Annotated in this window: 22 protein-coding genes, 1 pseudogene and 1 CRISPR repeat array; of the genes and pseudogenes, 7 read left to right on the top strand and 16 right to left on the bottom strand. The window is 65.3% G+C overall.

Annotation, left to right across the window (positions count from 1 at the left end; genetic code table 11):
- Positions 1 to 31 precede the first annotated feature (31 nt).
- From ACOOGH_RS15680 to ACOOGH_RS15670, 3 genes are read left to right on the top strand one after another with little or no spacing between them, the layout of a single operon-like run.
- The gene (locus tag ACOOGH_RS15680; RefSeq protein WP_420449809.1) at positions 32 to 220 is read left to right on the top strand and encodes a hypothetical protein; all 189 of its coding nucleotides are present in this window, start codon (positions 32 to 34) and stop codon (positions 218 to 220) included.
- Positions 221 to 234: 14 nt separating this feature from the next.
- Positions 235 to 1,467, top strand: a complete 1,233-nt coding sequence (locus ACOOGH_RS15675) for a hypothetical protein (protein ID WP_420449808.1) — start codon at positions 235 to 237, stop codon at positions 1,465 to 1,467.
- A gap of 34 nt (positions 1,468 to 1,501) precedes the next feature.
- Entirely contained in the window at positions 1,502 to 1,636 is a 135-nt protein-coding gene (locus ACOOGH_RS15670; RefSeq protein ID WP_420449807.1) for a hypothetical protein, read from the top strand.
- 15 nt (positions 1,637 to 1,651) lie between these two features.
- Here ACOOGH_RS15670 and ACOOGH_RS15665 read toward each other — a convergent pair whose 3' ends face one another.
- On the bottom strand, positions 1,652 to 2,968 hold the full coding sequence (locus ACOOGH_RS15665) for an ATP-binding protein (RefSeq protein ID WP_420449806.1): 1,317 nt from the start codon (positions 2,966 to 2,968) through the stop codon (positions 1,652 to 1,654).
- An 861-nt stretch (positions 2,969 to 3,829) separates the two neighbouring features.
- Complete coding sequence (locus ACOOGH_RS15660) at positions 3,830 to 4,048, bottom strand: hypothetical protein (protein WP_420449805.1); 219 nt, start codon at positions 4,046 to 4,048, stop codon at positions 3,830 to 3,832.
- 658 nt (positions 4,049 to 4,706) lie between these two features.
- Between ACOOGH_RS15660 and ACOOGH_RS15655 the strand changes: the two genes are divergently transcribed.
- Positions 4,707 to 5,510: a hypothetical protein gene (locus ACOOGH_RS15655; protein WP_420449804.1), complete on the top strand. Its 804-nt coding sequence runs from the start codon at positions 4,707 to 4,709 to the stop codon at positions 5,508 to 5,510.
- 220 nt (positions 5,511 to 5,730) lie between these two features.
- Here the strand turns inward: ACOOGH_RS15655 and ACOOGH_RS15650 are convergent.
- The 14 genes and pseudogenes from ACOOGH_RS15650 to ACOOGH_RS15585 form a co-directional block, all read right to left on the bottom strand.
- Positions 5,731 to 6,909 (bottom strand): annotated as a pseudogene (locus ACOOGH_RS15650) (IS3 family transposase).
- 867 nt (positions 6,910 to 7,776) lie between these two features.
- Positions 7,777 to 8,586, bottom strand: a complete 810-nt coding sequence (istB, locus tag ACOOGH_RS15645) for an IS21-like element helper ATPase IstB (RefSeq protein ID WP_420447254.1) — start codon at positions 8,584 to 8,586, stop codon at positions 7,777 to 7,779.
- Positions 8,583 to 9,596 (bottom strand): IS21 family transposase, encoded by a 1,014-nt coding sequence (gene istA, locus ACOOGH_RS15640; RefSeq protein WP_420447255.1) that lies wholly within the window; start codon positions 9,594 to 9,596, stop codon positions 8,583 to 8,585. Before istA ends, istB begins: the two co-directional genes overlap by 4 nt.
- 346 nt (positions 9,597 to 9,942) lie before the next feature.
- Positions 9,943 to 12,716: direct repeats of the CRISPR family, unit length 28 nt; unit sequence GGTCTATCCCCGCCCGTGCGGGGGAACC.
- A gap of 46 nt (positions 12,717 to 12,762) precedes the next feature.
- Positions 12,763 to 13,110, bottom strand: a complete 348-nt coding sequence (cas2e, locus tag ACOOGH_RS15635) for a type I-E CRISPR-associated endoribonuclease Cas2e (RefSeq protein ID WP_420449803.1) — start codon at positions 13,108 to 13,110, stop codon at positions 12,763 to 12,765.
- Positions 13,111 to 13,115: 5 nt separating this feature from the next.
- Positions 13,116 to 13,997, bottom strand: a complete 882-nt coding sequence (gene cas1e / locus ACOOGH_RS15630; protein WP_420449802.1) for a type I-E CRISPR-associated endonuclease Cas1e — start codon at positions 13,995 to 13,997, stop codon at positions 13,116 to 13,118.
- Between the two features lie 6 nt (positions 13,998 to 14,003).
- The gene (locus ACOOGH_RS15625; protein WP_420450147.1) at positions 14,004 to 14,720 is read right to left on the bottom strand and encodes a type I-E CRISPR-associated protein Cas6/Cse3/CasE; all 717 of its coding nucleotides are present in this window, start codon (positions 14,718 to 14,720) and stop codon (positions 14,004 to 14,006) included.
- 65 nt (positions 14,721 to 14,785) lie between these two features.
- The gene (gene cas5e, locus ACOOGH_RS15620) at positions 14,786 to 15,496 is read right to left on the bottom strand and encodes a type I-E CRISPR-associated protein Cas5/CasD (RefSeq protein WP_420449801.1); all 711 of its coding nucleotides are present in this window, start codon (positions 15,494 to 15,496) and stop codon (positions 14,786 to 14,788) included.
- Positions 15,496 to 16,620 carry a type I-E CRISPR-associated protein Cas7/Cse4/CasC gene (gene cas7e, locus ACOOGH_RS15615; protein ID WP_420449800.1) on the bottom strand — a complete coding sequence of 375 codons (1,125 nt, stop codon included), beginning with the start codon at positions 16,618 to 16,620 and terminating at the stop codon, positions 15,496 to 15,498. The genes cas5e and cas7e overlap by 1 nt, the downstream gene beginning before the upstream one ends.
- Positions 16,617 to 17,177: a type I-E CRISPR-associated protein Cse2/CasB gene (casB, locus tag ACOOGH_RS15610; protein WP_420449799.1), complete on the bottom strand. Its 561-nt coding sequence runs from the start codon at positions 17,175 to 17,177 to the stop codon at positions 16,617 to 16,619. Before casB ends, cas7e begins: the two co-directional genes overlap by 4 nt.
- On the bottom strand, positions 17,167 to 18,828 hold the full coding sequence (locus ACOOGH_RS15605; RefSeq protein WP_420449798.1) for a CRISPR-associated protein Cse1: 1,662 nt from the start codon (positions 18,826 to 18,828) through the stop codon (positions 17,167 to 17,169). The genes casB and ACOOGH_RS15605 overlap by 11 nt, the downstream gene beginning before the upstream one ends.
- Entirely contained in the window at positions 18,825 to 21,467 is a 2,643-nt protein-coding gene (cas3, locus tag ACOOGH_RS15600; RefSeq protein WP_420449797.1) for a CRISPR-associated helicase Cas3', read from the bottom strand. The genes ACOOGH_RS15605 and cas3 overlap by 4 nt, the downstream gene beginning before the upstream one ends.
- A gap of 280 nt (positions 21,468 to 21,747) precedes the next feature.
- Positions 21,748 to 21,960, bottom strand: a complete 213-nt coding sequence (locus ACOOGH_RS15595) for a type II toxin-antitoxin system HicB family antitoxin (protein WP_420449796.1) — start codon at positions 21,958 to 21,960, stop codon at positions 21,748 to 21,750.
- Entirely contained in the window at positions 21,960 to 22,130 is a 171-nt protein-coding gene (locus tag ACOOGH_RS15590) for a hypothetical protein (RefSeq protein ID WP_420449795.1), read from the bottom strand. Before ACOOGH_RS15590 ends, ACOOGH_RS15595 begins: the two co-directional genes overlap by 1 nt.
- A gap of 375 nt (positions 22,131 to 22,505) precedes the next feature.
- On the bottom strand, positions 22,506 to 23,219 hold the full coding sequence (locus ACOOGH_RS15585) for a S24 family peptidase (RefSeq protein WP_420449794.1): 714 nt from the start codon (positions 23,217 to 23,219) through the stop codon (positions 22,506 to 22,508).
- 245 nt (positions 23,220 to 23,464) lie between these two features.
- Between ACOOGH_RS15585 and ACOOGH_RS15580 the strand changes: the two genes are divergently transcribed.
- From ACOOGH_RS15580 to ACOOGH_RS15570, 3 genes are read left to right on the top strand one after another with little or no spacing between them, the layout of a single operon-like run.
- A complete protein-coding gene (locus tag ACOOGH_RS15580; RefSeq protein ID WP_420449793.1) occupies positions 23,465 to 23,833 on the top strand; it encodes a hypothetical protein in 369 nt (122 codons plus the stop codon).
- Complete coding sequence (locus tag ACOOGH_RS15575) at positions 23,830 to 24,117, top strand: TrbC/VirB2 family protein (RefSeq protein WP_420449792.1); 288 nt, start codon at positions 23,830 to 23,832, stop codon at positions 24,115 to 24,117. Before ACOOGH_RS15580 ends, ACOOGH_RS15575 begins: the two co-directional genes overlap by 4 nt.
- Positions 24,117 to 24,422 (top strand): VirB3 family type IV secretion system protein, encoded by a 306-nt coding sequence (locus ACOOGH_RS15570; RefSeq protein WP_420449791.1) that lies wholly within the window; start codon positions 24,117 to 24,119, stop codon positions 24,420 to 24,422. The genes ACOOGH_RS15575 and ACOOGH_RS15570 overlap by 1 nt, the downstream gene beginning before the upstream one ends.
- Positions 24,423 to 24,450 lie beyond the last annotated feature (28 nt).

Below are 24,450 nucleotides of genomic sequence, written 5' to 3'. Positions count from 1 at the left end.
CCAGATTCCGAAGGGTGACGGGGACGCGCCCGTGCAGGCGTACCTCGCGGCCATGCCGGGCTGGAAGCGCGAGGTCGGCCGCTACCTCGGCAGCTACCGCACCGGAGCAACGCAGCTTCCAGACGCCTTCGGACCCGAAGGGCTGGCAGCTTTCATTGAGCGGGACGAACTCGATGTCCAGACGGTGATCGTGAAGCGACTCCCGCACACGGTCAACTGATGTCTGCGGAGGCGGTGAGGCTTGTGAAAGATCAGTTCAGAGCAGGGGGGCTTGGCGCCTGCGTCGCTGCGATCGGATTGCTGTCGGCACCGGGCCGGGCGGGCGCTCAGGAGATCATCGAACTCCCGGGCGAGGACTGCTGGCTCGAGGCCGACTTCCAGGAGGTCTACCGGGTCGGGGCTGCCGATGGAGAGCCGTGGCAGGAGTTCGGGAGAGTCCGTACGGTAGCGTTCGATGGGGCCGGGAATCTCTACGTTCTCGATGCTCTGGCCGGTCGCGTCATCGTTGTGACACCCGGTGGGGGGCTCCTCCAAGTGGTCGGCCGACTTGGCGAAGGACCGGGCGAATTTGGAGGCGCAACGACGATGGCCGTCATGCGTGACGGTCGGATCGTTGTCGGTGATTCCAGGCAGCGCGCGTATCTGGTATTTGACCCGGACGGAGGATTTGAACGCCAGGTTCGCCCGGATGGCGATCCAGCCCGCGTATCGTTCTTCTGGATGTGGCCCGAGAGCGGCGGCGAGTCTGTCGTCGTGGGTACGCAACTCGCCGGCGCGTCGTATTTGGGGGGACCGGAGCGGACTCCCCGTCCGCTCACGCGTCCGATCGCACGGCTGATTCTCACCGGGGACGACGTGCTTCGGGAGACGATCGCGGAGGGATGGCGTCCACCACGCGGAGAGGCGGACGAGCGTCGCGCCTTTGAGCCGGGCCTTTGGGTGGGCCCGCTTCCCGGCGGGAAGGTCGCATTCTCCGATTCCACTGCCTACGCAATCAAGATCGCAAGCGCAGAAGACGGAGTTTCCCACATTCTCACGCGACCGTTCTTCCCCGAAGCTGTTACCGAACGCATTGAGAGAGCGGAAAGGGACCGGAGAATCGCCGAGGCGGGAGGAGGTTCCGTCACCCGGACCCCTGGTGGAGTGCGCGCGGTCGGGGGTGGCGGGAGCAACCGCTGGGTCGAACGGGCCGAGACCATCGAGTTTCTTGAGGAGGTACCGGTGGTGCGCGGGCTCGGCACCAGCTGGGGAGGCCGGATCTGGGTCCAGCGCCGCGGCGAGGAGCCTCACGAAGACGGCCCCATCGACATCCTCACGGCCGACGGCAGCTACCTGGGGAGCTTTCGCACCGGGGCGACGCGAATCCCGGATGCCTTCGGACCCGAGGGCCTGGCCGCGTTCATCGAACGGGACGGGTTCGATGTCCAGACGGTGATCGTGAAGCGACTCCCGCGTGACGTGAACTGACTCCCCAGGGACTGCTGGCGTCAACGCGCTGCTCATGATCTACCCGGATGACGGGGTGGCCATCGCCGTCGCCGCGAACATCGCCGACATCGGGTATCCGCAGGGCGGCGCACTCGTCTTCGGAGACGTGATCTACGAGATCGCCGACCTCTTCATCGAGGCCCGTTGAGCCGTCTTCGCTCTTCTACGGTCCGAGAGCCCCCACGGGGATCACGCCCACGCCATCCGGACGGGTGTACGCGTACCCACTGCCGACAATCACCCCAAGCGTCGCGGGCTCGCCGCACCGTTCCGTATCTACGCGGTCGGCGAACTTGAGGAGGGTCCGCGCGCCATCGTCAATGCGGCCCGTGCCGAGCTTGATTTCGAACGCGGCCCACCGTCCCGGTCCGGCGTCTACCACCGCATCCACTTCCAATCCCGTGTTGTCGCGGTAGTGAAAGACGCGGGCCTCGGCCGCCTGGGCGTATACGCGCAGGTCCCGCACGACCATGGACTCGAACAGGAAGCCGAACCACTCGAAGTCGTGGAGCAGGTGTTCGGGGGTCGCACTCAGGGCCGCGACGGCTAGCGAGGGATCGACGAAGTGACGTTTGGGCGTGACTCTTAGCCGCGACCGCGACCGCAAGTGCGGCGCCCAAGGGGGCTGATCCTCCACCACCATCAGGCGCGTGAGCGCGTTCATGTAGGATCCGGCCGTATGGTTGACGAGGGGAGGATCGGAGCCGCCCGAGTCCCGGACGAGAGTCGCCACGCTCGCATTGGTAGAGACGTTCCGCGCCAGCGATTGAAGAAAACGCCCCACTCTGGCCGGGTCCTTGTCGCGCCCATCCACGCGACGGACGTCGACCCGGCAAACTTCCCCGACGTAGTCGCGATTCTCGGCCATCGCATCCTCGAGGGAGAGCGGCGACTCACCGGGCGCCGAGCCCAGGTGGCCCGGCCAGCCCCCCGCGCAAACTAGTGCCGCAAGATCGGCCACGGTCAACTCAGCTGCGGAGGGGGAGATCGGGTTTCCCGCCAGGAGCTTCGACAGGGCAACTGCGCCGGTCGAGCGCTTCAACTCGAGGAGGGACATCGGACGGAGACGCAGGCGGCCGATCCGTCCCGCGCCGGTATGGCGGGTGATGTCGTCGGGCGGCACCGCCGACCCGGTAAGGATGAAGTGACCCCGGCCCGCACGGTCATCGACGGCGTGACGGACGTGGTTCCAGACTTCAGGGACGACCTGCCATTCATCGATGAGACGTGGCGCTTCTCCCCGAAGCAGGAAGCCGGGGTCGACGGCGGCGGCTCGACGGGCGGAAGCGTCGGCATCCAGCATCACGCGGCTGGCCACTACCTGCCTCGCCGTGGCCGTCTTGCCACAGGCCCGGGGGCCCTCGATCAGGACTGCGCCGGATCGGGTGAGACGCTGCCGGAGCTCACGGTCCGCCACTCTGGGCCAATACTCGCGCGGCCCGAGTTCGCCCGTCGTCTCCGGCGGACGTTCACGAACCACGTATCGAGAAGGGATATCCAGGGGACGGCCCACCGTGTGATCCTCCCTACTCGAGTCGGCGCATGGTAATCCGACGGCGACAGGTTTCTCACATTGACACGATTGCAACACTTACAACTACATGATTGCAGTACATATGCTAGCACGTTTGCAACACTGGCGCCACACCGAACGTGAGGGAGAACCTGCGATCCGACCAGCGGGGAGAGTTGTTGCGGATTTCGACGGCGGGGAATGGAGCCGATCGGATTCGAACCGACGACCTCCTGCTTGCAAATCGTCGATCGGCGTTTGTGATGCACGACAAGAAATCGTTCAAGTCAACTGGGACTGCACGATCTGCGCTTCTTGTCGTTGGATGACACCCGACGCGATCGTCGCGCTACAGCCGGAATACCGGATCGTTTAGCGGGAATTCCCTACCCGTTGGATCTGCTGCCGGATGAGATGAAACCGATCTCTCGGCCGAAAGATTCGCCGGTTCAGCTGTGAAGGGCGAGACCGCGTAAGTCGGGAGTCTCTCGGCGGGGCCGTGGGGAAAGCGAAGGGCCGGAGGACGCCGAGTGACTCGAATCCGAACCCCTCGCGGCGGCGGTTGCCTTCGCCGTCTCGTGCGGCGGGGAAACAACCGCGTCAGCACCTCCGCCACCACCCATCCAAATCGACACGCACCACCTGCATCGCGCCACGCGGCAATTCTGGCGGGTGTACAGACGTCTTGTTAATCAAGGGGCGGCAGCTACGGATCGCGGGCGATTGCTCCTGTGGCTGGAAGCTGGTTTGTTCGCGTCAATCGAAAGCGTAGGCAGACCGTAAGCCGCCCGGAGGCATGGCGTTGCATCGGTGGATTCGTGAGAAATCTCACGGGCTTCTGGTTGCCGTCGTGACCGCGATCTGATCGGAGAGTTTGGCGGCTACAAGTTCAACGGCCTCGGCAAGGGCCCTTATCCCGTCGGTGTTGGCATCGAGCTTCGCCTCCAGCCGGTTGAAGCGGTCGTCCATCGTGTCGAAACGGTCGAAGACGTCAGCTTGGAAGCGGTTAAGGCGGTCGATTAGGCGTTCCAGCATCACATCGTCCATCCGCTCATCTCCTTGGCTTTCGGACCCGAATGCTAACGTGGGTTGGACCCGTCGCACAAATCCGGGCCCGCAAGCGTCGAGGCGACGTGACCCCCCCGTCGTGCGGGTGCGAGCGGTACGCACGCCCCGTGCTGGGTCGCCTGACGATGAATGATGAATAGAGGGTACACTCAAGTTCGGCTCGCGCGATAGAGTTCGGCGTCACGGCCACCGCGCTGATCGACCGGCCCCTGCACCACTGTAGACGTTGACCGGGATTGCCGGCACTGGCTCCGCCCGGCAGCTTCCAGGTCATGAAATGGATCAAGGCCAGATATGAGATTCGCGGCCTCGTCGAGATGGGGGAGGTCCGCCGGTCGGACTGTTCGAATGCTGGCAGCCCCGGTGGCGTTCTTTCGGGAGGCACTGGAACGTCCCATGATCACCCGGCCGAGCGGGAAGGTGGCCGATGTGACCAGCAGAACAGTAGCGTCACACGAGAGGCACCGTGATGCCATGTCAAGATGGCTGTCCGATCTGGGGGACCGCAGCGGCGTTCGATCCTCCCATGGGGGACAATTGGATAGTCGATTCTCCGCGAGCCGGCGGGAAATACTGGATTTCGGGGACGGTCGCCGGCTCGCTGATCGACAGCTGCGACGACAGATGGAAGGCCCGCTTGACGACCTTCCTCGTTGACCAGAGGAACGGCGGGAACGAAATGCCTCGGGTCGACGACAAGCGCCTCCAATGGGCCAAGGACGGCGAAGACCTGCCGGTGTGGACTCGCGCAGAACGGCTTCTCGGATTCATAGCGGGTCGGATCGACCATCTCGGCCACGACTACATACTTCCATCCCAGTCGACGCAGGACGACGGCCTTGAGGCGCTCGCGCATTCCGAGAGCATCAATGCGTCGGAACTGTCCTATTTGGAGGCGTACCTCGTTTCGCGGGCCTGGCTCAGTCGGTTGAAGCCCAATAGCCACGTCTGCCGAGTCACGGTGGACGGGTACCGGCATCTCGCCGAACTCGCGACCGAATCGGTCAATTCGCGGCAAGCGTTTGTGGCCATGTGGTTTGACGAATCCATGGAGGAGGTCTACGACCGAGCGATCAGACCGGCCATCGAAGAAGCGGGCTACAGACCGTACCGTGTGGACATGGAGCACTTCTCAGGTCAGATCGATAACAAGGTCATCGCGGAGATTCGGCGGTCTCGGTTTCTGGTGGCCGACTTCAGCCACGGAAGTGACGGCGCGCGCGGAAGCGTCTACTATGAGGCCGGATTCGCTCACGGCCTGGGGCTTGAGGTCATTTTTTGCTGCCGCGACGGCACCGAGCCCCACTTTGACACCCGCCAGTACAACCACATCATGTGGAAAAACATGGAAGACCTACGAGAGAGGTTAGTGACCCGGATCTTGGCGCATAAGGACCTATATGTTAGAGCCATTGGCTCCCCGACCACCCACACCTCATGACTCCGGGTCGCTCACTCACACTGGCACGACTGGGTGCAGCGTTTCCGCTCCCCTCGACGATGGCCTTTGATACTGCCCCCGCCAACAGCCGCCCGTTACTCGTGGAGCTGTCCCGCTTTCACGGACGGTTGACTTCTGTGGTTGATCACCTCCGGAGCTGTTCCCGTCAGTCTTTCTCAGACGCGGGAGAGAGGCTCCGGGTGCGCGCCTGCGGTGCGCCTCAGGCCGCACGGTTCCTCTCGTAGCTGACCGGCGACTCGTAGCCGAGGGCCGAGTGAAGCCTGCGCGTGTTGTAGAACCCCTCGATGAAGCCGAACACCTCTCGCCGGGCCTCGGACGCAGTACGGAACGAGCGCCGCCAGATCAGCTCGCACTCCAGCGTCGCGAAGAAGCTCTCGCACATGGCGTTGTCGTACGCGTCGCCCGCCGAGCCCATGGACTGCGCGATGCCCGACTCGCGGCAGCGCTCCCCGAAGGCGAGAGAAGTGTCTGCGAGCCCCTGTCGGAGTGATGGACGATGCGCCCCCGGGGACGACGGCGCGCGAGGGCCATCGCCAGCGCGGCCTCGACGAGTTCGGTCCGCATGTGCGTCGCCATGGCCCAGCCGACGACGCGACGGCTCCAGACGTCGAGCACAACGGCCAGGTACAGCCAGCCCGCCCAAGTGGGCACATACGTGATGTCGGCCACCCACAGCTCGTCGGGCCCGGAGGCCGAGAAGTCCCGCCTCACCAGGTCCGGCGCGGGCCGGGCCTCGGTGTCCCTCTTCGTCGTCGCCGTCTTGAAGCGCCGCCTGGTCGCGCCCTCGATCCCCAAGCCCCTCATCAGCCGCCCCACGCGCTTCTGGCCCACCCGCTCGCCCTCGGCCCTGAGCGTCGCGTGGATCCGCGGACGGCCGTACGTCTCGCCGCTCCCGGTCCAGATCGCCCCGATCCGCGCCTCGAGTTGCGCGTCCCGCCGCGCGCGGTCCGAGGCAGGACGCTTGAGCCAGTCGTAGTAGCCGCTGGGGGAGAGACCCAGCACCCGGCACATGGCCCGAAGCGGAAACTCGGCCCGGTGCGCCTTCATGAACGCGTACCCCCGCCGGGGATCGATCCGCTCTCCTGCGCGGGGCACCGCCGCGCAGCGGTGGTCAGGCCGCGGCTTTTTTTAGGATGTCCCGCTCCATCCTGAGCCGCTTGTTCTCACGCTCCAGGCGCCGCAGTTCGTTGCGCGCCTCCGTCGTCAGCCCGTCGCTACGGAACCCCTCGTCCACGTCCGCCCGCCGGACCCAGTTCCGGATCGTCTGCTCCGAGGGCTCGAACTCCCGAGCCAGCAAACCCGGGCTACAACCCGCCTGCGCAAGCTCGACAAGCCGCTCCCGGTACTCCGGCGGGTACCGCCCCGCTCTTGCCGCCACGACACACCGCCTTGGTTGGCCCAATGGAAAGGTGTCCGTGAAAGCGGGGTAACTCCACCCGACGACAGCCCCGCGAAGCTGGTGGCGGAGGTGGCGCGGCGCGGGTGTACACGATAACCTTACCTGTGTGACGAGTGGGATGAGGTTGCGAAGGGACATCGGGCCGCGTCCACGCCGGAAGCAGTCCCCCGGTCCCCTCGCCGCCGCGAGCTAGCAGGACTTGCAGTTCCTCTTCAGCCAGCGGATCCCGAACCCGGAGAACGCACGACGACCTAGGGGTGGCTCTTGTTGCCACCTGCTCGCTCACGACTTCATGCGTGGACTCTGGCGCTTCCTATCTACGCCTTAAGCCCGGAGGTCGGTAGTGGGTGAAATGAAGCGAGCAAAAGCACTGGCGGCGACCGCGATTGTCTCGCTAGTAGCAATAGCTGGGTGTGGTGCGACCAAGTGGTCCTACGCGGCGCGACCAGACAGCATCGAGTGCGTGGCGAGAGTGCTGTTCGGATCCGGCTACGAGCTGACGGCCAGCACTCCCAGCGCTGCGGTGAGGGGTGAAATGGTGACAGGGTTCTCAGTATTGACAATATCTGCAGTCATATTTGATGGATCCTTAGAGATTTCTGTTAACCAGACACCTATCAATCGTTACAACCCCCACGCCTATGGGACTCCGGCTCACACAAATCGAAACATCGAAATAACTGCCGCATCCTTGGCAGATCGAGAGAACAGTAGGCGGATAGGCAGCCGTGCAGCCGAGACTTGTGGAGATATACAGTCGGTACAAGTACGGTAATGTCAACGGCGGGCGAAAATGTGACACATGCGGCGGGTGAAAATGTGACACCCGGCCGGAGGGGACGAGCCTCAAGGTGACGTCTCGGCCTCCGTGGTCGAGGGGTTGTTGCGGAGGGTGTTGAAGACATCGGCGTGCTGCCTCATGCGGTAGCTGTTACCGCGGATGTTGACGATGTGGCAGTGGTGGAGCAGCCGGTCGATCAGTGCGGTGGCCATGACCTCGTCGCCGAAGATGCGGCCCCACTCCTCGAAGCTCTGGTTGGAGGTGAGGATGGTGGAGCCGGTCTCGTAGCGCCGGTTGACGAGTTGGAAGAAGAGCGTGGCTCCGGTGCGCGAGATGGGGACGTATCCGATCTCGTCGACGATCAACAGGGCCGGGTGGGTGAGGACCTTGAGCCGTTGCTGGAGTCGGCCTGCGGCCTGTGCCTCCTCGAGAGAGGTGATGAGGTCGGCCAGGGCGCCGTAGTAGATGCGCCGTCCGCGCTCGGCGGTGGCGACGGCGAGCGAGATGGCCAGATGGGTCTTCCCGACGCCCGGGGGCCCGAGGAAGACGACGTTCTCCTTGCGGTCGAGGAAGGAGAGTTCGTGCAGGGAGTCGATCTGCTCGCGCTTGATCGAGGGCTGGAAGCTGAAGTCGAAGTCGGCCAGGGTCTTCACGGCTGGGAGCCGGGAGGCGCGCATGGCGGCCTGGAGCCTGCGGTTGTTGCGCAGGTCGATCTGGGCGGCGAGGAGCTTCTCGATCGCCTCGGCGGCGGTGAAGCGGCCTCCGTCGACGCTGGAGAGGATGGGGTCGAGGGCCTCGAGCGCGCCGGGGAGCTTGAGGTCGGCGAGCTGGGCACGGATCCGGTCGCGGCGGCTTGGCCGCTTGGCGGGCGTCACGAGACCCCCGCGGCGAGGCGGTCGTACTCGGCCAGGGGACGCCGTTCGATGGTGACCCGGGGCACCGAGGCGAGCCGGCGAACCTTCTCGGGCTCCCGTTCGGCGGGCAGCGCGAGCGAGTGGTAGGGCCGGTGGGCGAGCGGCCTGAGCACTTGGCGCTCGTCGCGTTCGAACCGTTCGGCGGGCCGCTCTCGCGTGGTGCCGTGGATCCGGACGTTGGCCACGCTCCCGAGCCACCACTCGGCCTGCGCGTTCAGGTCCGCGTCGCCGGCGAAGCTGCGACCGTAGGTGAAGCTCTTGCGAACGTAGCCGATGGGGCGCTCGACCTTCCCCTTCGTCTTCGCCCGGTAGGGCCGGCAGGCCCTGGGCCGGAAGCCCCAGTGTGCGGCGAAGCGGAGGAACTCGGCGTTCTCGGTCACGCGGCCGCCCTCGCCCCTCAGATCCCGGATGATCACGCTCTTCATCTGGTCGAACAGGAGCTCCCGCGGCACGCCTCCGAAGAAGCCGAAGGCCGCCTCCAGACCCTTGAGCAGCGTCGACATGTCCTGCCGCGGGTAGAACCGGAGCCACAACAGCCGCGAGTAGCCGAGCACGACCAGAAGCAGGTAGCGGCGGCCCCACGGGAAGCGGAAGTGGGCGAAGTCCACCTGGCCCTGCACTCCCGGGTCCGTCTCGAACCGCACGAGAGGGTCGGCCGGAGCACGGGGCCGGACCTTCCGGACGTACTCCCTGAGCTGCGTGTAGCCGCCGGGGTATCCCGCTGCACGGATCTCCGCCAGCAGCCGGACCGCCGTCAGTTCCGGATACTCCTCAAGCCGCTCCCGCACGATCGCCTTGTACGGATCCAGCTTCGTGGGCACCGGGGGCCGCGGACCGTAGCGGACCTCCTCGAGGTCCCGGTCCAGCTCCCCCTCGTTGATCCAGCGATAGATCGTCTGACGGCTGATCCCCAGTTCGCGGGAGATCTCCGTCACCGTCAGTCCTTCGTCCAGGTAGTGTCGCAAAAGCACGCGTCGCTCCCATCCGATCACCGGCGCCTCCCTCTCGAAGTGGAAGACGCCAAGTTCTGCGTTCCCGGACGGAGCGGCTGCTCCACCCGGCCTTACGGGAACGACCGATGTGTCACTTTTTCGGCCGCCATACCTGTCACTTTTTCACCCGCTACCGACACGGTAATCACCTGACACCCGGTACTCCCGCGGATACCACCCCGCTCTTGCCGCCACGACACACCTCCTTGGTTGACCCAATGGAAGGGTGTCCGTGAAAGCGGGGCAACTTCAAAGCAGACCAAACCCGTCCATTGAACGGCGACGGCGGCCGCCGCATGACGCCCTCTTGTGTACGCCGATCATCGGTCTATCCCCGCCCGTGCGGGGGAACCCTGCCCCAAGTAGTGGCCGATTGGAATACGCTGGGTCTATCCCCGCCCGTGCGGGGGAACCAATCGTCGGGCGCTGGGCCTGCACGGGTGGTGAGGTCTATCCCCGCCCGTGCGGGGGAACCGGACAGAGCGTCGGCGGTGTAGGCGGTACTACGGGTCTATCCCCGCCCGTGCGGGGGAACCGGCGATACGCTCCAGGTGTGGCACGTTGGGGAGGGTCTATCCCCGCCCGTGCGGGGGAACCATCACGACCAGCTTCCGGCTGATCTGCGTGTAGGGTCTATCCCCGCCCGTGCGGGGGAACCTCACCCGCTTGCCCTTGGACCTTGATTCCCCACGGTCTATCCCCGCCCGTGCGGGGGAACCTACGACTCTGCCGAGCCGACCGCCTGAGGACCGGGTCTATCCCCGCCCGTGCGGGGGAACCAACCCGTGAGGGGCTTGATCGAGCTATGCCCGAGGTCTATCCCCGCCCGTGCGGGGGAACCTTGTCCGCATCCTCCCACGTCCCGGCCGCCCGCGGTCTATCCCCGCCCGTGCGGGGGAACCTGCCACGCCTTGCTCCGCTCGTCACGCACCGACGGTCTATCCCCGCCCGTGCGGGGGAACCCGCTAGCGGTAAATTGGTGCTCCAGCTGGGGGGGGGTCTATCCCCGCCCGTGCGGGGGAACCCGGAGCGCCGCGAGCCAAAGCGCGCTTATCGGGGGTCTATCCCCGCCCGTGCGGGGGAACCCGGCACGGAACGCGCGTCCGTGGTCCTGCCGGGGGTCTATCCCCGCCCGTGCGGGGGAACCACGGCGAGCGTCTTCATGCAGGCGGATGGCGCGGGTCTATCCCCGCCCGTGCGGGGGAACCCAGGGACCGGATGCGCCGAGTCGTTCGGTAGGAGGTCTATCCCCGCCCGTGCGGGGGAACCGCCGTGGTCTCGCCGGTAGTGTTCCTTCCAGCGGGTCTATCCCCGCCCGTGCGGGGGAACCCGGATCTCGTGCCGGGGAACTCCGGTCCCGATGGGTCTATCCCCGCCCGTGCGGGGGAACCACGCCCATCCTCGCCTTCGCCGCCGGCTACCTCGGTCTATCCCCGCCCGTGCGGGGGAACCGTCGCTCCGACCTCGATCCCGATGAGCTTGGACGGTCTATCCCCGCCCGTGCGGGGGAACCGCGCGTATGATCTCGGCCTTTGCGGACTCCCAAGGTCTATCCCCGCCCGTGCGGGGGAACCGCCTCGCGCCGGATCCGCTCTTCCGTCGATTCCGGTCTATCCCCGCCCGTGCGGGGGAACCACCTTCGAGTACAGCCGGTCAACCTGCGTCCGGGGTCTATCCCCGCCCGTGCGGGGGAACCACCATGCTCTTGTAGGTGCGCGGGTCTACCAGCGGTCTATCCCCGCCCGTGCGGGGGAACCACCTTGGAATATGCGTACGCTCACGCGCCCTCGGGTCTATCCCCGCCCGTGCGGGGGAACCGCAATACAGGCACTCCCTGCATTCTGTGCAGTCGGTCTATCCCCGCCCGTGCGGGGGAACCCCCGGCGGTGACGATCCCGTAGTAGCGGGCCGCGGTCTATCCCCGCCCGTGCGGGGGAACCCGGGTCGGCTCGCAAGGAATCACATGCCCGGTCGGTCTATCCCCGCCCGTGCGGGGGAACCCCGGCCCCGCCCAACGGCGGCGAGGCGTTCAGCGGTCTATCCCCGCCCGTGCGGGGGAACCACCGTGGCAACTTGGTGTGGGAGTTTCTTCGGCGGTCTATCCCCGCCCGTGCGGGGGAACCCTGGAGGCTGGCGCGGTCCCGCAGCGGTACTCGGGTCTATCCCCGCCCGTGCGGGGGAACCCCATGATGCCCCCTTGGGGTTGTCGCGGTTACGGGTCTATCCCCGCCCGTGCGGGGGAACCGCTTTCGCGCGCGCCTCGAACCCCGTATCCGGCGGTCTATCCCCGCCCGTGCGGGGGAACCTGGAGGAGTTGCTGGCGCACTGCGTCGAACGGGGGTCTATCCCCGCCCGTGCGGGGGAACCATGCTGTGCCGCCCCCGTCCCACCGAACTTCCGGGTCTATCCCCGCCCGTGCGGGGGAACCGTGGAGCGCCTTGGCCAGCGCATCGGCATCGAGGGTCTATCCCCGCCCGTGCGGGGGAACCCCGCCCATTTCCTCGGGTGGGATGCCTGCTTGCGGTCTATCCCCGCCCGTGCGGGGGAACCAGCGGCAGAGCGGTCGGTCGGTCGGTTGCAGGCGGTCTATCCCCGCCCGTGCGGGGGAACCATGTTCGTCGATGCAGGCCAGCCGTGGCGCGAGGGTCTATCCCCGCCCGTGCGGGGGAACCCCGGACAATCTGCCGCTGCGTCGAGCTGGGCGGGGTCTATCCCCGCCCGTGCGGGGGAACCCGCCGACTTCGAGACGCCGCGCCGGTCCTTGTAGGTCTATCCCCGCCCGTGCGGGGGAACCACCCGGTAGCTGCGGGCCAACTCGCCCCGATAGGGTCTATCCCCGCCCGTGCGGGGGAACCGTGTCGGTTGGGACCGCCGTCAGCTACGCCGGGGGTCTATCCCCGCCCGTGCGGGGGAACCTGACACGCCCAATCGGCGATCCGGTTGTCCACGGGTCTATCCCCGCCCGTGCGGGGGAACCTGGATGCCACGGTCTGTAAGCTCGCGTGAACGCGGTCTATCCCCGCCCGTGCGGGGGAACCCCCAGGCATCTCGTGCTCGCCCCGCGTCCTGTCGGTCTATCCCCGCCCGTGCGGGGGAACCTCTTTACTTCCAGGTCGACTGAAGGTATTTATATGTGTTTCTCGTATCATTCGTGGCGCGGTTCGCTCACCGCGTCCAAGGTTGGATCGGACTCGTCGGTCGAACCATGTCTGACCAATAGTACCCCATCCGCCTCCCAGATCTCCTTTGGGGGGTCTCCTAACTGATAAATTCTGAGTTTGCCGGGGGCTGAGGCGTCGGGATGTACCATCGTGATGGCTCCACGTCCGAGCAAGCTGAACCACTTGGCCAGCACGCCCCATATCCGCTCACGGACCGCTTTGGAGACGTTCGGACCCACATAGACGCCAGGCGCTACCTCCAGCATCACCGAGGCGAGAAAACCGCGGTACCGAGCTTCAACATCCCTTGTCACGACAACTGTCGCCGGCATCTGACTCAGTCCGCATCGTCGGGGAACAGTTGTTTGATCCGGGTGATCATCTTGGAGATCGTCCCGGTCCTTGCGAGGGTAGTGCCCGTTTCCTCCCTGGCCAGCCTCTCGATGTTCGCGTACGCCCCTTGAGAAGCCTGCTTTGCCGCGCGAAAAGCGGCCGGAATCAGGACCGAGTCGCGAAAGAGGTCGGCGATATCAAGGACGAACGATTGGCTCGCGTCCTCATGGATGAAGCCGAGTTGAGGGATCGTCGCGGTGGAAGCCACAGCGACGGCCGCAGCGGCCTCCACCGCGCTTGAGGCGTGGTTTAGCGCTTGATTCGGTAGGTCGGCGGCCCCCGGCCGCTGTCGATCGTAACGGCGCCCGCGCCACTCAATCCCTACCTGCTGCGCGATGAGGCGGTAAGTCTCCCTCATACGTGCCCCCTCCATGCCCCGCAGGGCGGAGATACTGCGGTGAGCGAACACTTCTCCGAGGCGCCAGGAATACATGTGCCGCGCAATGTCCAATCGCGCCTCTTCGTCCGCCCAGCAGCGTGCTTGGACTCTCGCGAGACCCGATCGACCGGACATCAGCGGCGGGGCGGTGTACATTCGAACTCCGTCAGTCCCGACAGCCGCGAGAGCGGTACCGTGCCGAGCAAGGAGTCGAAGGGCATCGTGGCTGACGGTCGAACCGGGGCCCATAAGGATCATCGAGACACCTTGGAACGGGATGGTGTACCGTCCCCGTTCCAGCGCGTCGCCCGACGAGGCCTTCTCCATCCGTTCGAAAGACAACGTGCCATCTCGTACGGTGAGTGTCCCTCGGGCAAGCCACAGTAACCCGTGCCGGTCGGCATGCGGTATTCGCGCGGTATCCAGCCCCAAACGTCCAATCAGCATGAGTCGCTATCGGCTTCGGGGAGGCGTGCCCGGCGGACGGATGATCAACATGCCGTAGCCGTATGCCCTGTGCCTCCCCACACCCTTGGCGAGCATGGCGGCGAACGAGGCAGGGTCCTCGACGACACAGTCGCCATGCACGACGGAGTCCGGCCCTTCGGGACCCCGCCCATCTCCGCGGATGACGCGGAGCCGATGGAAAGATGCCAGCCGAAAGGACCGAGCGTCGACTTCCGCAGCACCCGCGAGCCGTTCCGCCAGCCAAGCCGCATAGACATGGTCACGGGAAACGCGGGCGGCCGGAGCTTCCTCGGACGCCTTCCATCCATCTGGGGACCGGCGCAACAACTCCAGCCTGAAGGCGTCGATTTCGCTGCCCTTGCGGATCACTTTACCCGACTGCGAGTCAGACAGGTCGCGTGCGAGTCTCCGCACCGGGCGAATCCGAACGTCGAACCCCAACCGTTGGCCGGGCGAGAAACGGTCAGGCATGGGCTTCGTTCGGAGTTCGGCAACATCCACCACTTCCAAGCCGTCTGGCGGTGCAGCGGCCTCGGCCACAGCGCAGAGGGCCTCTTGGTCTAGGTCCGAATACGCGTATAGAGCGCCTCCTTCTCCTCTCGATGGCCGGAACGTTCGGAACGGCTGCAGCATGCCCTTTCCGAAGACGGCGCTCAGGAGAACGTGGAGAGCGTATCCTTCATCGAAAACCCCATGCCTCATCAAGCGCCTGCCGCCGCTCCACCGACCCAACGCCTCGTGGCTGTAGGGCAGATACACCATGTGCGTCATCGCACTCGCTCCCGTCCATCCACGCGGCCCGTACAGATTCTGCGAGCTCCGCCGTGCAGACCGCTCGCCCAGTTTCGTTCATCCGCAACAAGCCTTGTCGCGTGCACTCCCCGTGTCGTCTCCGGGGGTGGCCACATGGCGTAGTAGTCCCTGCCGGCCGGAAGGACTGCGCTGAGTGCCTTGTGCGCATCCGCCTCGTCCACCCAAGCACGGAACATCGCGGTCGAGGGGAGGCATGGCTTTCGACCAAGAAACAGCGGGCGGGCGGGCCGTTTCAAAGCCTGCGCGAGTTGTTCAAGCGTCGGGGTTGATTCAGCGGGCTCAAGACGCACGACGAGGGAGAGTCGGAGGTCCGAATGGTAATCCCGCCAGCGCTGGTGTGCTCCGGCAAGAGTACTGGCAGCGCTCTCACGTCCCACCGGAGTCCCCCTTGTCGTCCAAGCCCTGTCAGCTTTGCCGAGCTGTGCCGTTTGGTAGTCCGTAAGACGCCGAATGTCGGGGCTCTCGTCGTGGGCGGCCGCGAACACGATGCGGTCCTGAAGCGCCTGGTGCTCCGTCTTCATGGCCCGGGTCCAGCCGAGGGCGTTTGCGAAGAGCCCCGTGAGCATGGATTGAGCGGGGAAGTCGCGAATCACGCCTCGGGCATCAATCGCCTCCCCTCCAAACGAAGCGAGGGGAGCTTCGAACCTCAAATGCAACCACCGCATCACGTTTGCCCTCGTGCCATGACGTCAGCCGCCCAATCCGCGAGCCCGCTTAGTGAAACCAGTTCCGCATTGGGCATCGCCGCACAGTTGAGACTCAAAGCTCTCCTCACCTCGCCCGTCTCGTAGGTCTCGTCGAGACGAGCAAGATGCCCGCTCAACGCCTTCTCGGCGGCTTGAGTGGTGGCGCTGCATGGACGCCGGAAGGCCCCAGCGAGGCTGCGCGGCTGACGGTCTCCGGCTTCCGCCATCATCCAACTGGCGTACCCATAGGGTGCGGTCGAACCCAACTTGGCTCCGGGGGTCACCGTGGCAATAAGGTGGATCAGGCGTCGACAGACCTCCCCCGCCATCTCGATGTCCCCGGCCAGATTATTCAGCAGGATTTTACGGTCGACCACCACGTACCCGTAGAAGAGACCGCTGGTGAGTTCCGTCTCGCCAATGTGGTCGGCCCCGGGATCATCCTCGATCCGCCGGAGATCGTCAACGACCGTGAAGTAATCGCTCTCGCTCTCTTCGCGGTGCACGGTGAAGGCGTGGGCAACGTGTACGGCCGCATGGATGTTCGCTTCCACGTCAGACGTCACCATCCGACCGAACAGCGCCGCTACGAGTCCGCCGGGCAGGCGACACTCTTCTCTCATCGCCTTCATGTTAGCCCGGGAGTTCTTTGCCCAAGCCTTTGCGGCAGCCTTCGCCTCCGCCGGTGGCAATGCCGCGATCCGGCTCGCCTCCTTGGCGAGGAATTCGACCTCCGGCGAGCCCAGGAGGAGCGGCTGACGGCTGCTACGCTGGTCGCCCCTGTCCCCATACACGGCGGTTTGAAAGGCCTTGTCCACCACGGTCACCACATCCTCATCGTGCTCGGCTTCGCGCAGCGGACGCACCACTTCCAGAGTGACGATCTCGCGCGAGCGAGTCGCCGTGGGGGCACCGTCGATACCAGTGAGCGCATGCACGCTATCGGCGACCCGCCAGTGCCGCTTGAGACACTGCGACGATATGCGGGTACGCATACACCCACCGTATTCGATGCGCTTTGCCAGCCCGGAATCGTCGCGATTCAATAGCACCGAAGAGTAGCCGTGGAGGCTGTGGATCTGAAGGAAACGGGAAGTCGTCATTTGCTAGCATCTCCTAGTTGTGCGTCTCTCGCCTTGGCGGGGATCCTATAGTAGTGACGGGCGATCCAATGGGCTTGACTCTCATCGTTGTCCCACAAAATGAACTTCGCGAGGGTGCGCAGATCGAATCTGACTGATTCACTGGCGGCGAGTCGTCGACAGGTGCGGACAGCTAGCTTCCGGCGCATCTCGCCCCGCGACGCAAGGAGTCGCGCAAGCCGCAACTCCGATATGTTAGCCTCGGCAAGCACCGCGCCCATCGGCTTGCTTCCATCGTGGGCGGACCGCTTCCTGTCGTCGCCGCCCCTCGGGGTGAGTATTGCGATAGCTTGCATGATGGTGCCCCACTTGGGCAGATCATCCCCCCGCCCCTCAATTCCGTTGGTCGCCATCAACTGCCAGAGCGCTGCGCTCCCTTCGCCTTCGAGGGGCCCTCGGCGAAGCGCCGCCGCCGGTCCCGGCTTGAGACGCACGATGTGAGCGGCCAACCGTACAACGAGCAAACCGAGATCCGCGCTGCGATCCCCCGCCGGTGCCGGAACATCGTCAGGTCTCATGTGGCTCCTCCTCGCTTTCGGTCTCAAAGATATCTGGTTGATCGCTGAAGACGCTGTCGGATCCGCGCAGGCGCCAGTGAAATGCGCTCCTGGCGCGAGCCTCCGCCCTGTAGCGATGTATCGCCGAAGAAGAAACCGTTCGAATCGCTTCCCCGAGCAGCGCTTCCGCCCGTCTGATCAGGCGTCGCACAAACCGGCGACGCGCTCCGGCTTGTAGCTCCTCGGGTACTCCAAAGCGCGACTGGAGGGCTTCAAAAAAATGAGCATCGGCGAACGAGTCGAGCCGCAGGGCGTACGGTGCCGCCGCCTTCCGATCGGTCCTGTCGACGGGTCCCGCGTCCTTCCCTCCACTCGCTGCGATGGCGATCCCGCGGCGCAGGGCGGAGATGACTTCCTTGACCTCGGCGAGTTGGCGTCTTGCGAGTTCCTCCAAGGTCAGACGGTCCTCGCCTCCGAGAAAGAGCGAACGGGCTACTCGCGGGGACAGGATGATGTCGGCCCGCTCATGGTAGCCCTTGGTCTTACCCCCTTGCCCCCCCGCTACGCCGCGAGCTACGAGGCGCCAAGAGTCGCCCTCCGACGAGCCGATGGACATTGCCGGCACGGGCAGGTAGGCGCTCTGGTCGAGAATCAACTCGGCGAGTCGGTCGTAACGAAATCCCGCCTCGGTAACCGAGAAAGCCTTCGTCTCGTCGCCTACTTTGACGGGCGTCCAGTGGTCGCCAACAGCGCCTTTGGCCTCAGCCGCCGCGATTCGACGGACCCTTGACGAAGCACAGCGGGCTACGAATCCCCGCCCGTGGCTCACCATTCGGACTCGTCGGCAGATCTCAATGAAGTAGGGATCGAGATCCACGAGCCGTAGCGAATGCCTCCCGTCCCAAGGCTCGAGCCATGTCAGTCCTACGCCGCTCTCGGTTAGGAAATACTGCTCGTATAGCTCGAGCAGAGCTGACCGCTGATCAATCATTTGACGGATGTCATGGACAAGATGTGCACCGACACCACCAGCGGCCGGGGCAAGCCCCAAGCAGGGCCGCGAGGACCATCCTCCGTTCATGCGAGCAACTCCGTAGTTCCCCCGACCCGGATACCCGCTCATTGTTTGGAGGCTTACCAAGGAGAATAGCCAATCGTCCACCGCAGCTTCGGCCGCAACAGACGACTTCAAGTCATGGTTCTTGGAAGTCACGAGAAGATCCAGGTCATCGGGCGTGTCCACCGATTTCCTATACTCGGCAAGCCCGCTGGTGGCCGGACACTGCATGAACGCCGGCCGAGACGGGTCTTGAACGACAAGGCACCAAGGTGCGTCGTCGCGGAAAGCGGGGGTCAGCGCCCGGAGGAGTTGTCGCCACTCGCCTTCGAGTTGGGGCGGCTCGTGTCGCTGGGCTCGCACCAAGGCCAAGACGGCCAGTTGCGCGAGGAAGGCATGCCACGCGTGCCGCTGGTGCGGCCGCAATGCGGGGAACGACTCAACGCGATCTGCAACCATGGCTGCGTAAACGCCGGGCAGCGACTCGACCTCTACCAAGCCGTCCACGCTGCGGAAACGGATCAACTGCTCAGCAAGGAGATTGTGCATCGACGCTTTCCTCGATGATGATTTCCGGTGGTTCTCAACGTCCGTTGTCCGCGACCCGACGTTCATGCCTTCTCCGTCGCCGGACTGATCCCCCTGCGATCGTACGGAAACGTTCGCGACCCTACATGGAGAAACAGCCCGTCGTCGGTTCGCTCCAACTTCGCCGACTCGATCTCGTCGCGGGACGGGAGGTCGGAGGGTTTCCCGAACAAGTGTGCCGGCAGATTGAACGTCTTGACCGATCGGCCGAATGGTCCCTCGACGGGCTCCGAGAGACTAATGCGCGGACCGTCGTCGCCCAAGCGAGTCCGCACTCGCTCGTCAAGCGGAGGGAATACTAGGTCGGAGAATCGGCTGCCGCGGTTCAGCAGGTGCGCCCTCGCCGTCAGCTGTTCCGCCGCAGCTCTACCGATGGCTTCGTTCGCCTTGTCCAGCCAGCGGCCGCCCAACTCGTCCTCGATCGCCGCGAGCCGTTCCGGGTGCGTCGCTTCCTCTACGAGCTCCCGGTTCGATCCCGGGATCAGCCATTGGGGTCGTGTGTCGATCAACCGACGGGTCAGTTCCAGCACCCGGAGATCCCGATAGATCCCCCCATGCCTTGACATGCCCAGACCGTAACGGAGCAATCCTCCATCGAGACCCGCATCGAGGCCCTTCGCCGGCACGAGCACCACGCAGCGCGGGCGGGAGAAGCCAGCTGGTCTCTCCGTCCGGGCGTGCCGCTGGACCCTGCCGATTCGTTGAAGTAGAACGTCCACGGGACAAAGGTCGGAGATGAGCAGGTCGGCATCGATATCCAAAGATTGCTCCAGGGTCTGCGTCCCGATCACGATCTGACGGCCCACCGGCCTTTTCTTTCCTAGCGTCTTCTCAACGGCAGCGTCCAACAGTCGCCTGTCCTCCACCGCGAAGCGGCTGTGATGGACGGCGGGGCCATCTTCCACCTGAAGGCAGAGCCGCTGACCTCCCTGACCGCAGACCTCCGCGAAGACGGCCTGCGCCTGCCCGACGGTGTTGAGGATGACGAGAACTTTGCCACCCCTCTCCGCCTCACCCAGCGCCCGGGAGGCGATACCCGCAATCTGCCCCAACAGTGGCTCGGCGGTCATCCCAACCCGTTTGGTGTACCCCGTATGCTCGAAGCTCTGGACGGAGAAGGTCTGATCTCGTCGAGCCAGCGTCAGCGCAGGGTAGGGATGAGCCTTGGCTTGCTGTAGACCGGGCGGGTCTCGACGCGCGGTGGCATTCTTGACGAGGGCATCCCGCGCTCTGGAACCGAGGGTGGCGGACATGAGTAGCGCATGGCCACCCACGGCAAGATGATCACGGAGCAACGCGCGAAGCACCTCGCTCATATAGATGTCGCTCGCGTGAACCTCGTCGACGACGAGGAGACTACGAGCAAGTGAAGCACCTCGAAAATGGGCCCACTTAGCCAGCAGCCCTGCAAGCAAGACTTGGTCGACCGTCCCCACGGCCGCGGTGGCAGTCAGGAACTTGCGTGCGCTCTCTGCCGACCATCGCGCACGCAGCACCGCCTCGCCTGGATCGTCTGTCCATGCCACGTCGAACCGACCGACGCGTTTCCCATGCGTTTCTCCAACCTTCAGATAGCCTGGCACCGCCAAGACCGTCGAAAGCTGGGCGCGGCTTGGGAACAACCGCTCCAACGCCGAGTGGACTCGTCGATGGAGTTGAGCTGCAGCAGCTCGGGTAGGGAGCGCAAAGTACAGGCCGTCGACCTTTCCAGCCCTCCATAGCTTGGCAAAACGTATCAACGCTGCTTCCGTCTTGCCCGACCCGGTCTCGCTCTCAAGGATCAGTAACGGGCAGTCGACCGGTACATCGGCCACAGCCCGTTGCAAGGGCCGCGGGGAATCGAACTCGAAGACCTTCCGATAGTCTGCGTCCGCGCTAAAGTCGGCAGCTCTCGCCTCGCTGGCCCAATCCTCTCGCCGGAAACCCGACTCAGCTACCGCTCGCCGCGCGTGTTGACGGGCCCGTTGCAAGTAATCCGGATCAGGGGACGAGCAGAAGGGGAAGAACTCCTCGTTCGACCCGAGCTGGTCGGCGAGCGTCAGCACTCCGGCGAAGAGATGGGCCAGTGCGGGCGAGCGCGGGAGCTCGGGACCTGCTTCGAACGCCTCCGGGAACCATTCGCGCGCGCGTTGAGCCAGCAATTGCGCGGCCGCGCCCGGGTCGTAGTCGCCGAACGGGCGCCAGATCTTGTCGGGACCTCGCCGTGAAACCGGTTGACGGCCCGGGGTCCCATGATGGCCGAGTGCTGCGCGGAGGTATTCTTCCAGTGCTTCGGCACCCCAAGCGACCATGTCCAAGAGACCGAGCGCCTGAAGCATTTCCATGCGCTCGCAAGCCCAGAGTGCAGCCTTGATGTGATTGACCCTCTCTGGTGCCGGCGAGCCAGCGCCCAGCACGCCGAACTGAAACCCCACGTTCAGCTTCCCGAAGTCGTGAAGAAAGGCGATGAGACAGAGCCGCGCTTCCGCGAGGCGGCTGAAGCCCTCCGCGCCCGCCGCCTGCGTGAAGCGCTCCCGGAGTACCGGATCGCGAAGCAAGGCCTCGAAGCATGCGGCGACATCGGCGGAATGGTGCTCCAGCGGGTGGAACTCGCCGGTCTCGTCACGGTACTTGCCCCAAGCGGGCTTAGGCGCTTGATCGCGCCAGAGCGTTGGTACCGTCCTCATGGGGAGAGCGACCGGCCCACGGCAGCCCGGTCGCCGAGGCGGAGGAGGGCCCCCGCCTGTATCGGCGTGGCCTCCCGCTTGGCCTCTGCGGTGCTCCGTGATCCGTTCGGCGGCTGCGTCCGATTCGAGTTGGGCCTCGACCATCGCGGTTGGCGGCCTCGATCGGCTCCGTTTCCTCCGCGCCGCCGCCGTCTCCCCAAAGTGCTGCGTTGCCTCGACGTCGAGGTCCACCCGCGTCGCGCACGAGGCCGAGGAGTAGGAGGATGTTTCATGAGGCGAGTCAGGCAAGCATGAGACGATCGTCCTTGGGCTCCGGGACGGGCCGTCCCAACTCCCGTGCCCGGTCGATCCAGAACTGCATCGCATCCTTGATGTTCCCCAACGCGCTCTCCTGATCGTCTCCGTACGCCATGCACCCGGGCAACTCGGGAGCCTCCGCGACGAAAGCCTCGTCCTCGTTGCTCCAATAGAGAATGATTTCGAATTTGTACATCAGTCTTCCGCTCCCAGCTTGTACTTGAGGATCAATCGCCGAACCTGCCTCACTTGGTAGGGCTTGGCGTGGCCGCCCCGGCTCTGAAGGTTAACGATCTCCACGACACCTTCCTTGTCGAAGAGGTGCTGGCTGCCGCGCACCCGCTCGTTGAATCCAAGATGCCGCATCAGCGCCCGCAGTTCATCGAAGCGGATGTTCCGCGTCGGAGCGGCCGCCGAGGATGGTCCGCACCAGCCGCTCGCGGCGACTCATCGGTTTAGTTGCCGCACGCCGCCGGAAATCGCCGGCTCTGGATCTCCGCGAGGCCGCGGGCCAACCGGCGCAGCGCTCATGCCAGCCCAGCCGTTGCCCCGTCGCCGGGCGAATCGCCGACCGCCGACATGCCGCCGGTCTGCGTGGGCAAGCTGTTCATGGCTGCCGTCTCCAAGTACGGGATCGAATCCGTCAATATAACGCACGTCCTTCACGGAGCGACCGCGTGGTGCGAGGTCCGTTCCGCGCTTCCGGGATCGTGCAGTCGGGTGCCATCCGAACGTCGCGCCCTACAGCCTTCTGGAGGCCCAGACGGCGCGTCCGACGACGCGGACCTCTTCGGCAGCACACTCGTAGCTGTCGTACTCGGGGTTGAGGGACTTGAGCACGACCTTGGGCGGCTCGGAGTGGGGCAGGTGCTCGATCCGCTTGGCGACGAGCCCCATGCCGTCCCAGATGACGAAGATGCCGGGCGGGACCGGCACCTTGAGGCTCACGTCGATGAGGATGCGGTCGCCGCTTGAGAGCACCGGCTCCATCGAGTCCCCGTCCACGGTGATCATCCGCAGATCCTCTGGCCTGGCCCGGAACTCGTGGCGGATGAGCGGATCGGCGAACAGCCAGGTGTCGGTCTCCTCCTCGAAGTCGTCGTTCCACGCGCCCGGACCCGCCGACGCGCGCACATTGATCTCCGGCACCGCGCTGTAGCCCCTCGGAGCCGCGTAGGGACTCGGCGGCGCCGGATTCGGACGCGCCCGGCGCGTCAACCTTCGGTCGTGCCTGAGCAGGTCGGGGCTGCACCCCAGATGCTCGGCGAGCGCCTCGCGGTCGTCCTCGGCCAGCACCTTGGGCGTGCCCCGGTGGATGAACTGGTGCAGGTAGGCGTCGTTTCGCTGGATTGCCTGCGAGGCCGTGCGCATGGTCGTGCGGCTCTCGTCCAACAGCCTGAGCAGCCTCCGGCGCACCGGGTCCAGTTGATCGGCATCTTTCCTTCTTCGTCCCATGAGTGGGAAATTACCCACTTATCGATGCCAACGCAATCGGATCCATACACCGATCCGAATACGATCGCCTTCCACAGGTAGGGGTAGCCCCCGAGCCGACACCCACACGATTCCCTTTCACGGGAGTTTCGAGGCACCGTGTCGGATAGCGTCGGTTGATTCCACGATAGCCCAGTGGTTCAAGGCCATCGGGGTGTTTTCCGCCCCGCTGGCGGAGGGGTGCGGAAACCCGATTCCGCAACTCGTTGTCTCTCAACGACGTGGGAAATAGGGTATTTCCCACTATCTTGCGCTCGTTGCCCACGCCGTGTTTTGGTTTTCGGGCGATGAAGAACCTGACGAAGGAGTTCGAGCGGCGCATGACGGCATTCCTGCAAAGGACGGGGATGTCGCCAACGGAGTTCGGGGAACGCGCGGTCGGCGACCGGAAGTTCGTGGGCGACGTGCGCCGGGGACGTTCGCCGAGGCTGGCGACGGTGGAGCGGATTCTGGCCTTCATGGAAGCCTACGAAAACACGCACGGCTCGGATCGTTCGCGGGATCCGAAAACCGAACCGGGGCGGCGGGAAGGTCGTCGCCCACCAACCCCTTCAGTGAAAGGCGGGAAACGATGAGAAGGTTGCTGACGATGATGCGGGCAGCTGCGTGGGCCATGCTGCTCATGCTGACGCCGGGTGCGCTCCACGCGCAGGGCACGAGCCCGTGGGTGGACGCGGTGAACGAGCTTCAGACGCAGTTCACGGGACCGATCGCGCGCGGCCTGTCGCTGATCGCGATCGTGGTGGGCGGGCTGATGTTCGCGTTCGGCGAGGGCGGGAGCAAGCGCACGCTGGCCGGGATCATCTTCGGGATCGGGATGGCCGTGGGGGCGGTGAACTTCCTGGGCTGGCTGTTCTGATGCGAGGCCTGACGCGCTGGGCCGGCTACTCTGCGCTGAATCGTCCGCTGACGGTGCTGGGCGTCGAGCGGCGGCTGTTCCTGATGGGAGCGACGCTCGCGGTCGCGGTGTGGAACGCGACGGCCTCGCTCGTGGCGGGCGGCTTGGTTTTCGCGGTCTGCTACGGCGCGGGATGGCTGGCGGGCCGGAGGGATCCGGCGATGCTCGCGGTGCTTCGGGCGGCGGCGCGCTACCCGGCCCGGTACGATCCGGGCAAGTGGGCGGACGAGCCTTGGCACATCGTGGTCCGTGGGAGTTCGCGGTGAGGGTCGCCGACGAACTCCGGGCCCACGA

Origin of the sequence: Candidatus Palauibacter sp. (genome assembly GCF_965213655.1) — a bacterium.
In the GTDB taxonomy this organism is placed as follows: domain Bacteria; phylum Gemmatimonadota; class Gemmatimonadetes; order Palauibacterales; family Palauibacteraceae; genus Palauibacter.
Note: the sequence above shows the minus strand (reverse complement) of the source record. Positions and strands in the feature narration are given on the sequence as shown.

What these genes read in the sequence shown, in the direction of transcription:
- ACOOGH_RS15670 (WP_420449807.1), top strand. Translation starts at nt 1,502, where the DNA reads ATGATCTACCCGGATGACGGGGTGGCCATCGCCGTCGCCGCGAACATC.
- ACOOGH_RS15660 (WP_420449805.1), bottom strand. Translation starts at nt 4,048, where the DNA reads ATGGACGATGTGATGCTGGAACGCCTAATCGACCGCCTTAACCGCTTC.
- cas2e (WP_420449803.1), bottom strand. Translation starts at nt 13,110, where the DNA reads ATGCCGGCGACAGTTGTCGTGACAAGGGATGTTGAAGCTCGGTACCGC.
- cas1e (WP_420449802.1), bottom strand. Translation starts at nt 13,997, where the DNA reads ATGCTGATTGGACGTTTGGGGCTGGATACCGCGCGAATACCGCATGCC.
- ACOOGH_RS15625 (WP_420450147.1), bottom strand. Translation starts at nt 14,720, where the DNA reads ATGAGGCATGGGGTTTTCGATGAAGGATACGCTCTCCACGTTCTCCTG.
- cas5e (WP_420449801.1), bottom strand. Translation starts at nt 15,496, where the DNA reads ATGCGGTGGTTGCATTTGAGGTTCGAAGCTCCCCTCGCTTCGTTTGGA.
- cas7e (WP_420449800.1), bottom strand. Translation starts at nt 16,620, where the DNA reads ATGACGACTTCCCGTTTCCTTCAGATCCACAGCCTCCACGGCTACTCT.
- casB (WP_420449799.1), bottom strand. Translation starts at nt 17,177, where the DNA reads ATGAGACCTGACGATGTTCCGGCACCGGCGGGGGATCGCAGCGCGGAT.
- ACOOGH_RS15605 (WP_420449798.1), bottom strand. Translation starts at nt 18,828, where the DNA reads ATGAACGTCGGGTCGCGGACAACGGACGTTGAGAACCACCGGAAATCA.
- cas3 (WP_420449797.1), bottom strand. Translation starts at nt 21,467, where the DNA reads ATGAGGACGGTACCAACGCTCTGGCGCGATCAAGCGCCTAAGCCCGCT.
- ACOOGH_RS15595 (WP_420449796.1), bottom strand. Translation starts at nt 21,960, where the DNA reads ATGTACAAATTCGAAATCATTCTCTATTGGAGCAACGAGGACGAGGCT.
- ACOOGH_RS15590 (WP_420449795.1), bottom strand. Translation starts at nt 22,130, where the DNA reads ATGCGGCATCTTGGATTCAACGAGCGGGTGCGCGGCAGCCAGCACCTC.
- ACOOGH_RS15585 (WP_420449794.1), bottom strand. Translation starts at nt 23,219, where the DNA reads ATGGGACGAAGAAGGAAAGATGCCGATCAACTGGACCCGGTGCGCCGG.
- ACOOGH_RS15575 (WP_420449792.1), top strand. Translation starts at nt 23,830, where the DNA reads ATGAGAAGGTTGCTGACGATGATGCGGGCAGCTGCGTGGGCCATGCTG.
- ACOOGH_RS15570 (WP_420449791.1), top strand. Translation starts at nt 24,117, where the DNA reads ATGCGAGGCCTGACGCGCTGGGCCGGCTACTCTGCGCTGAATCGTCCG.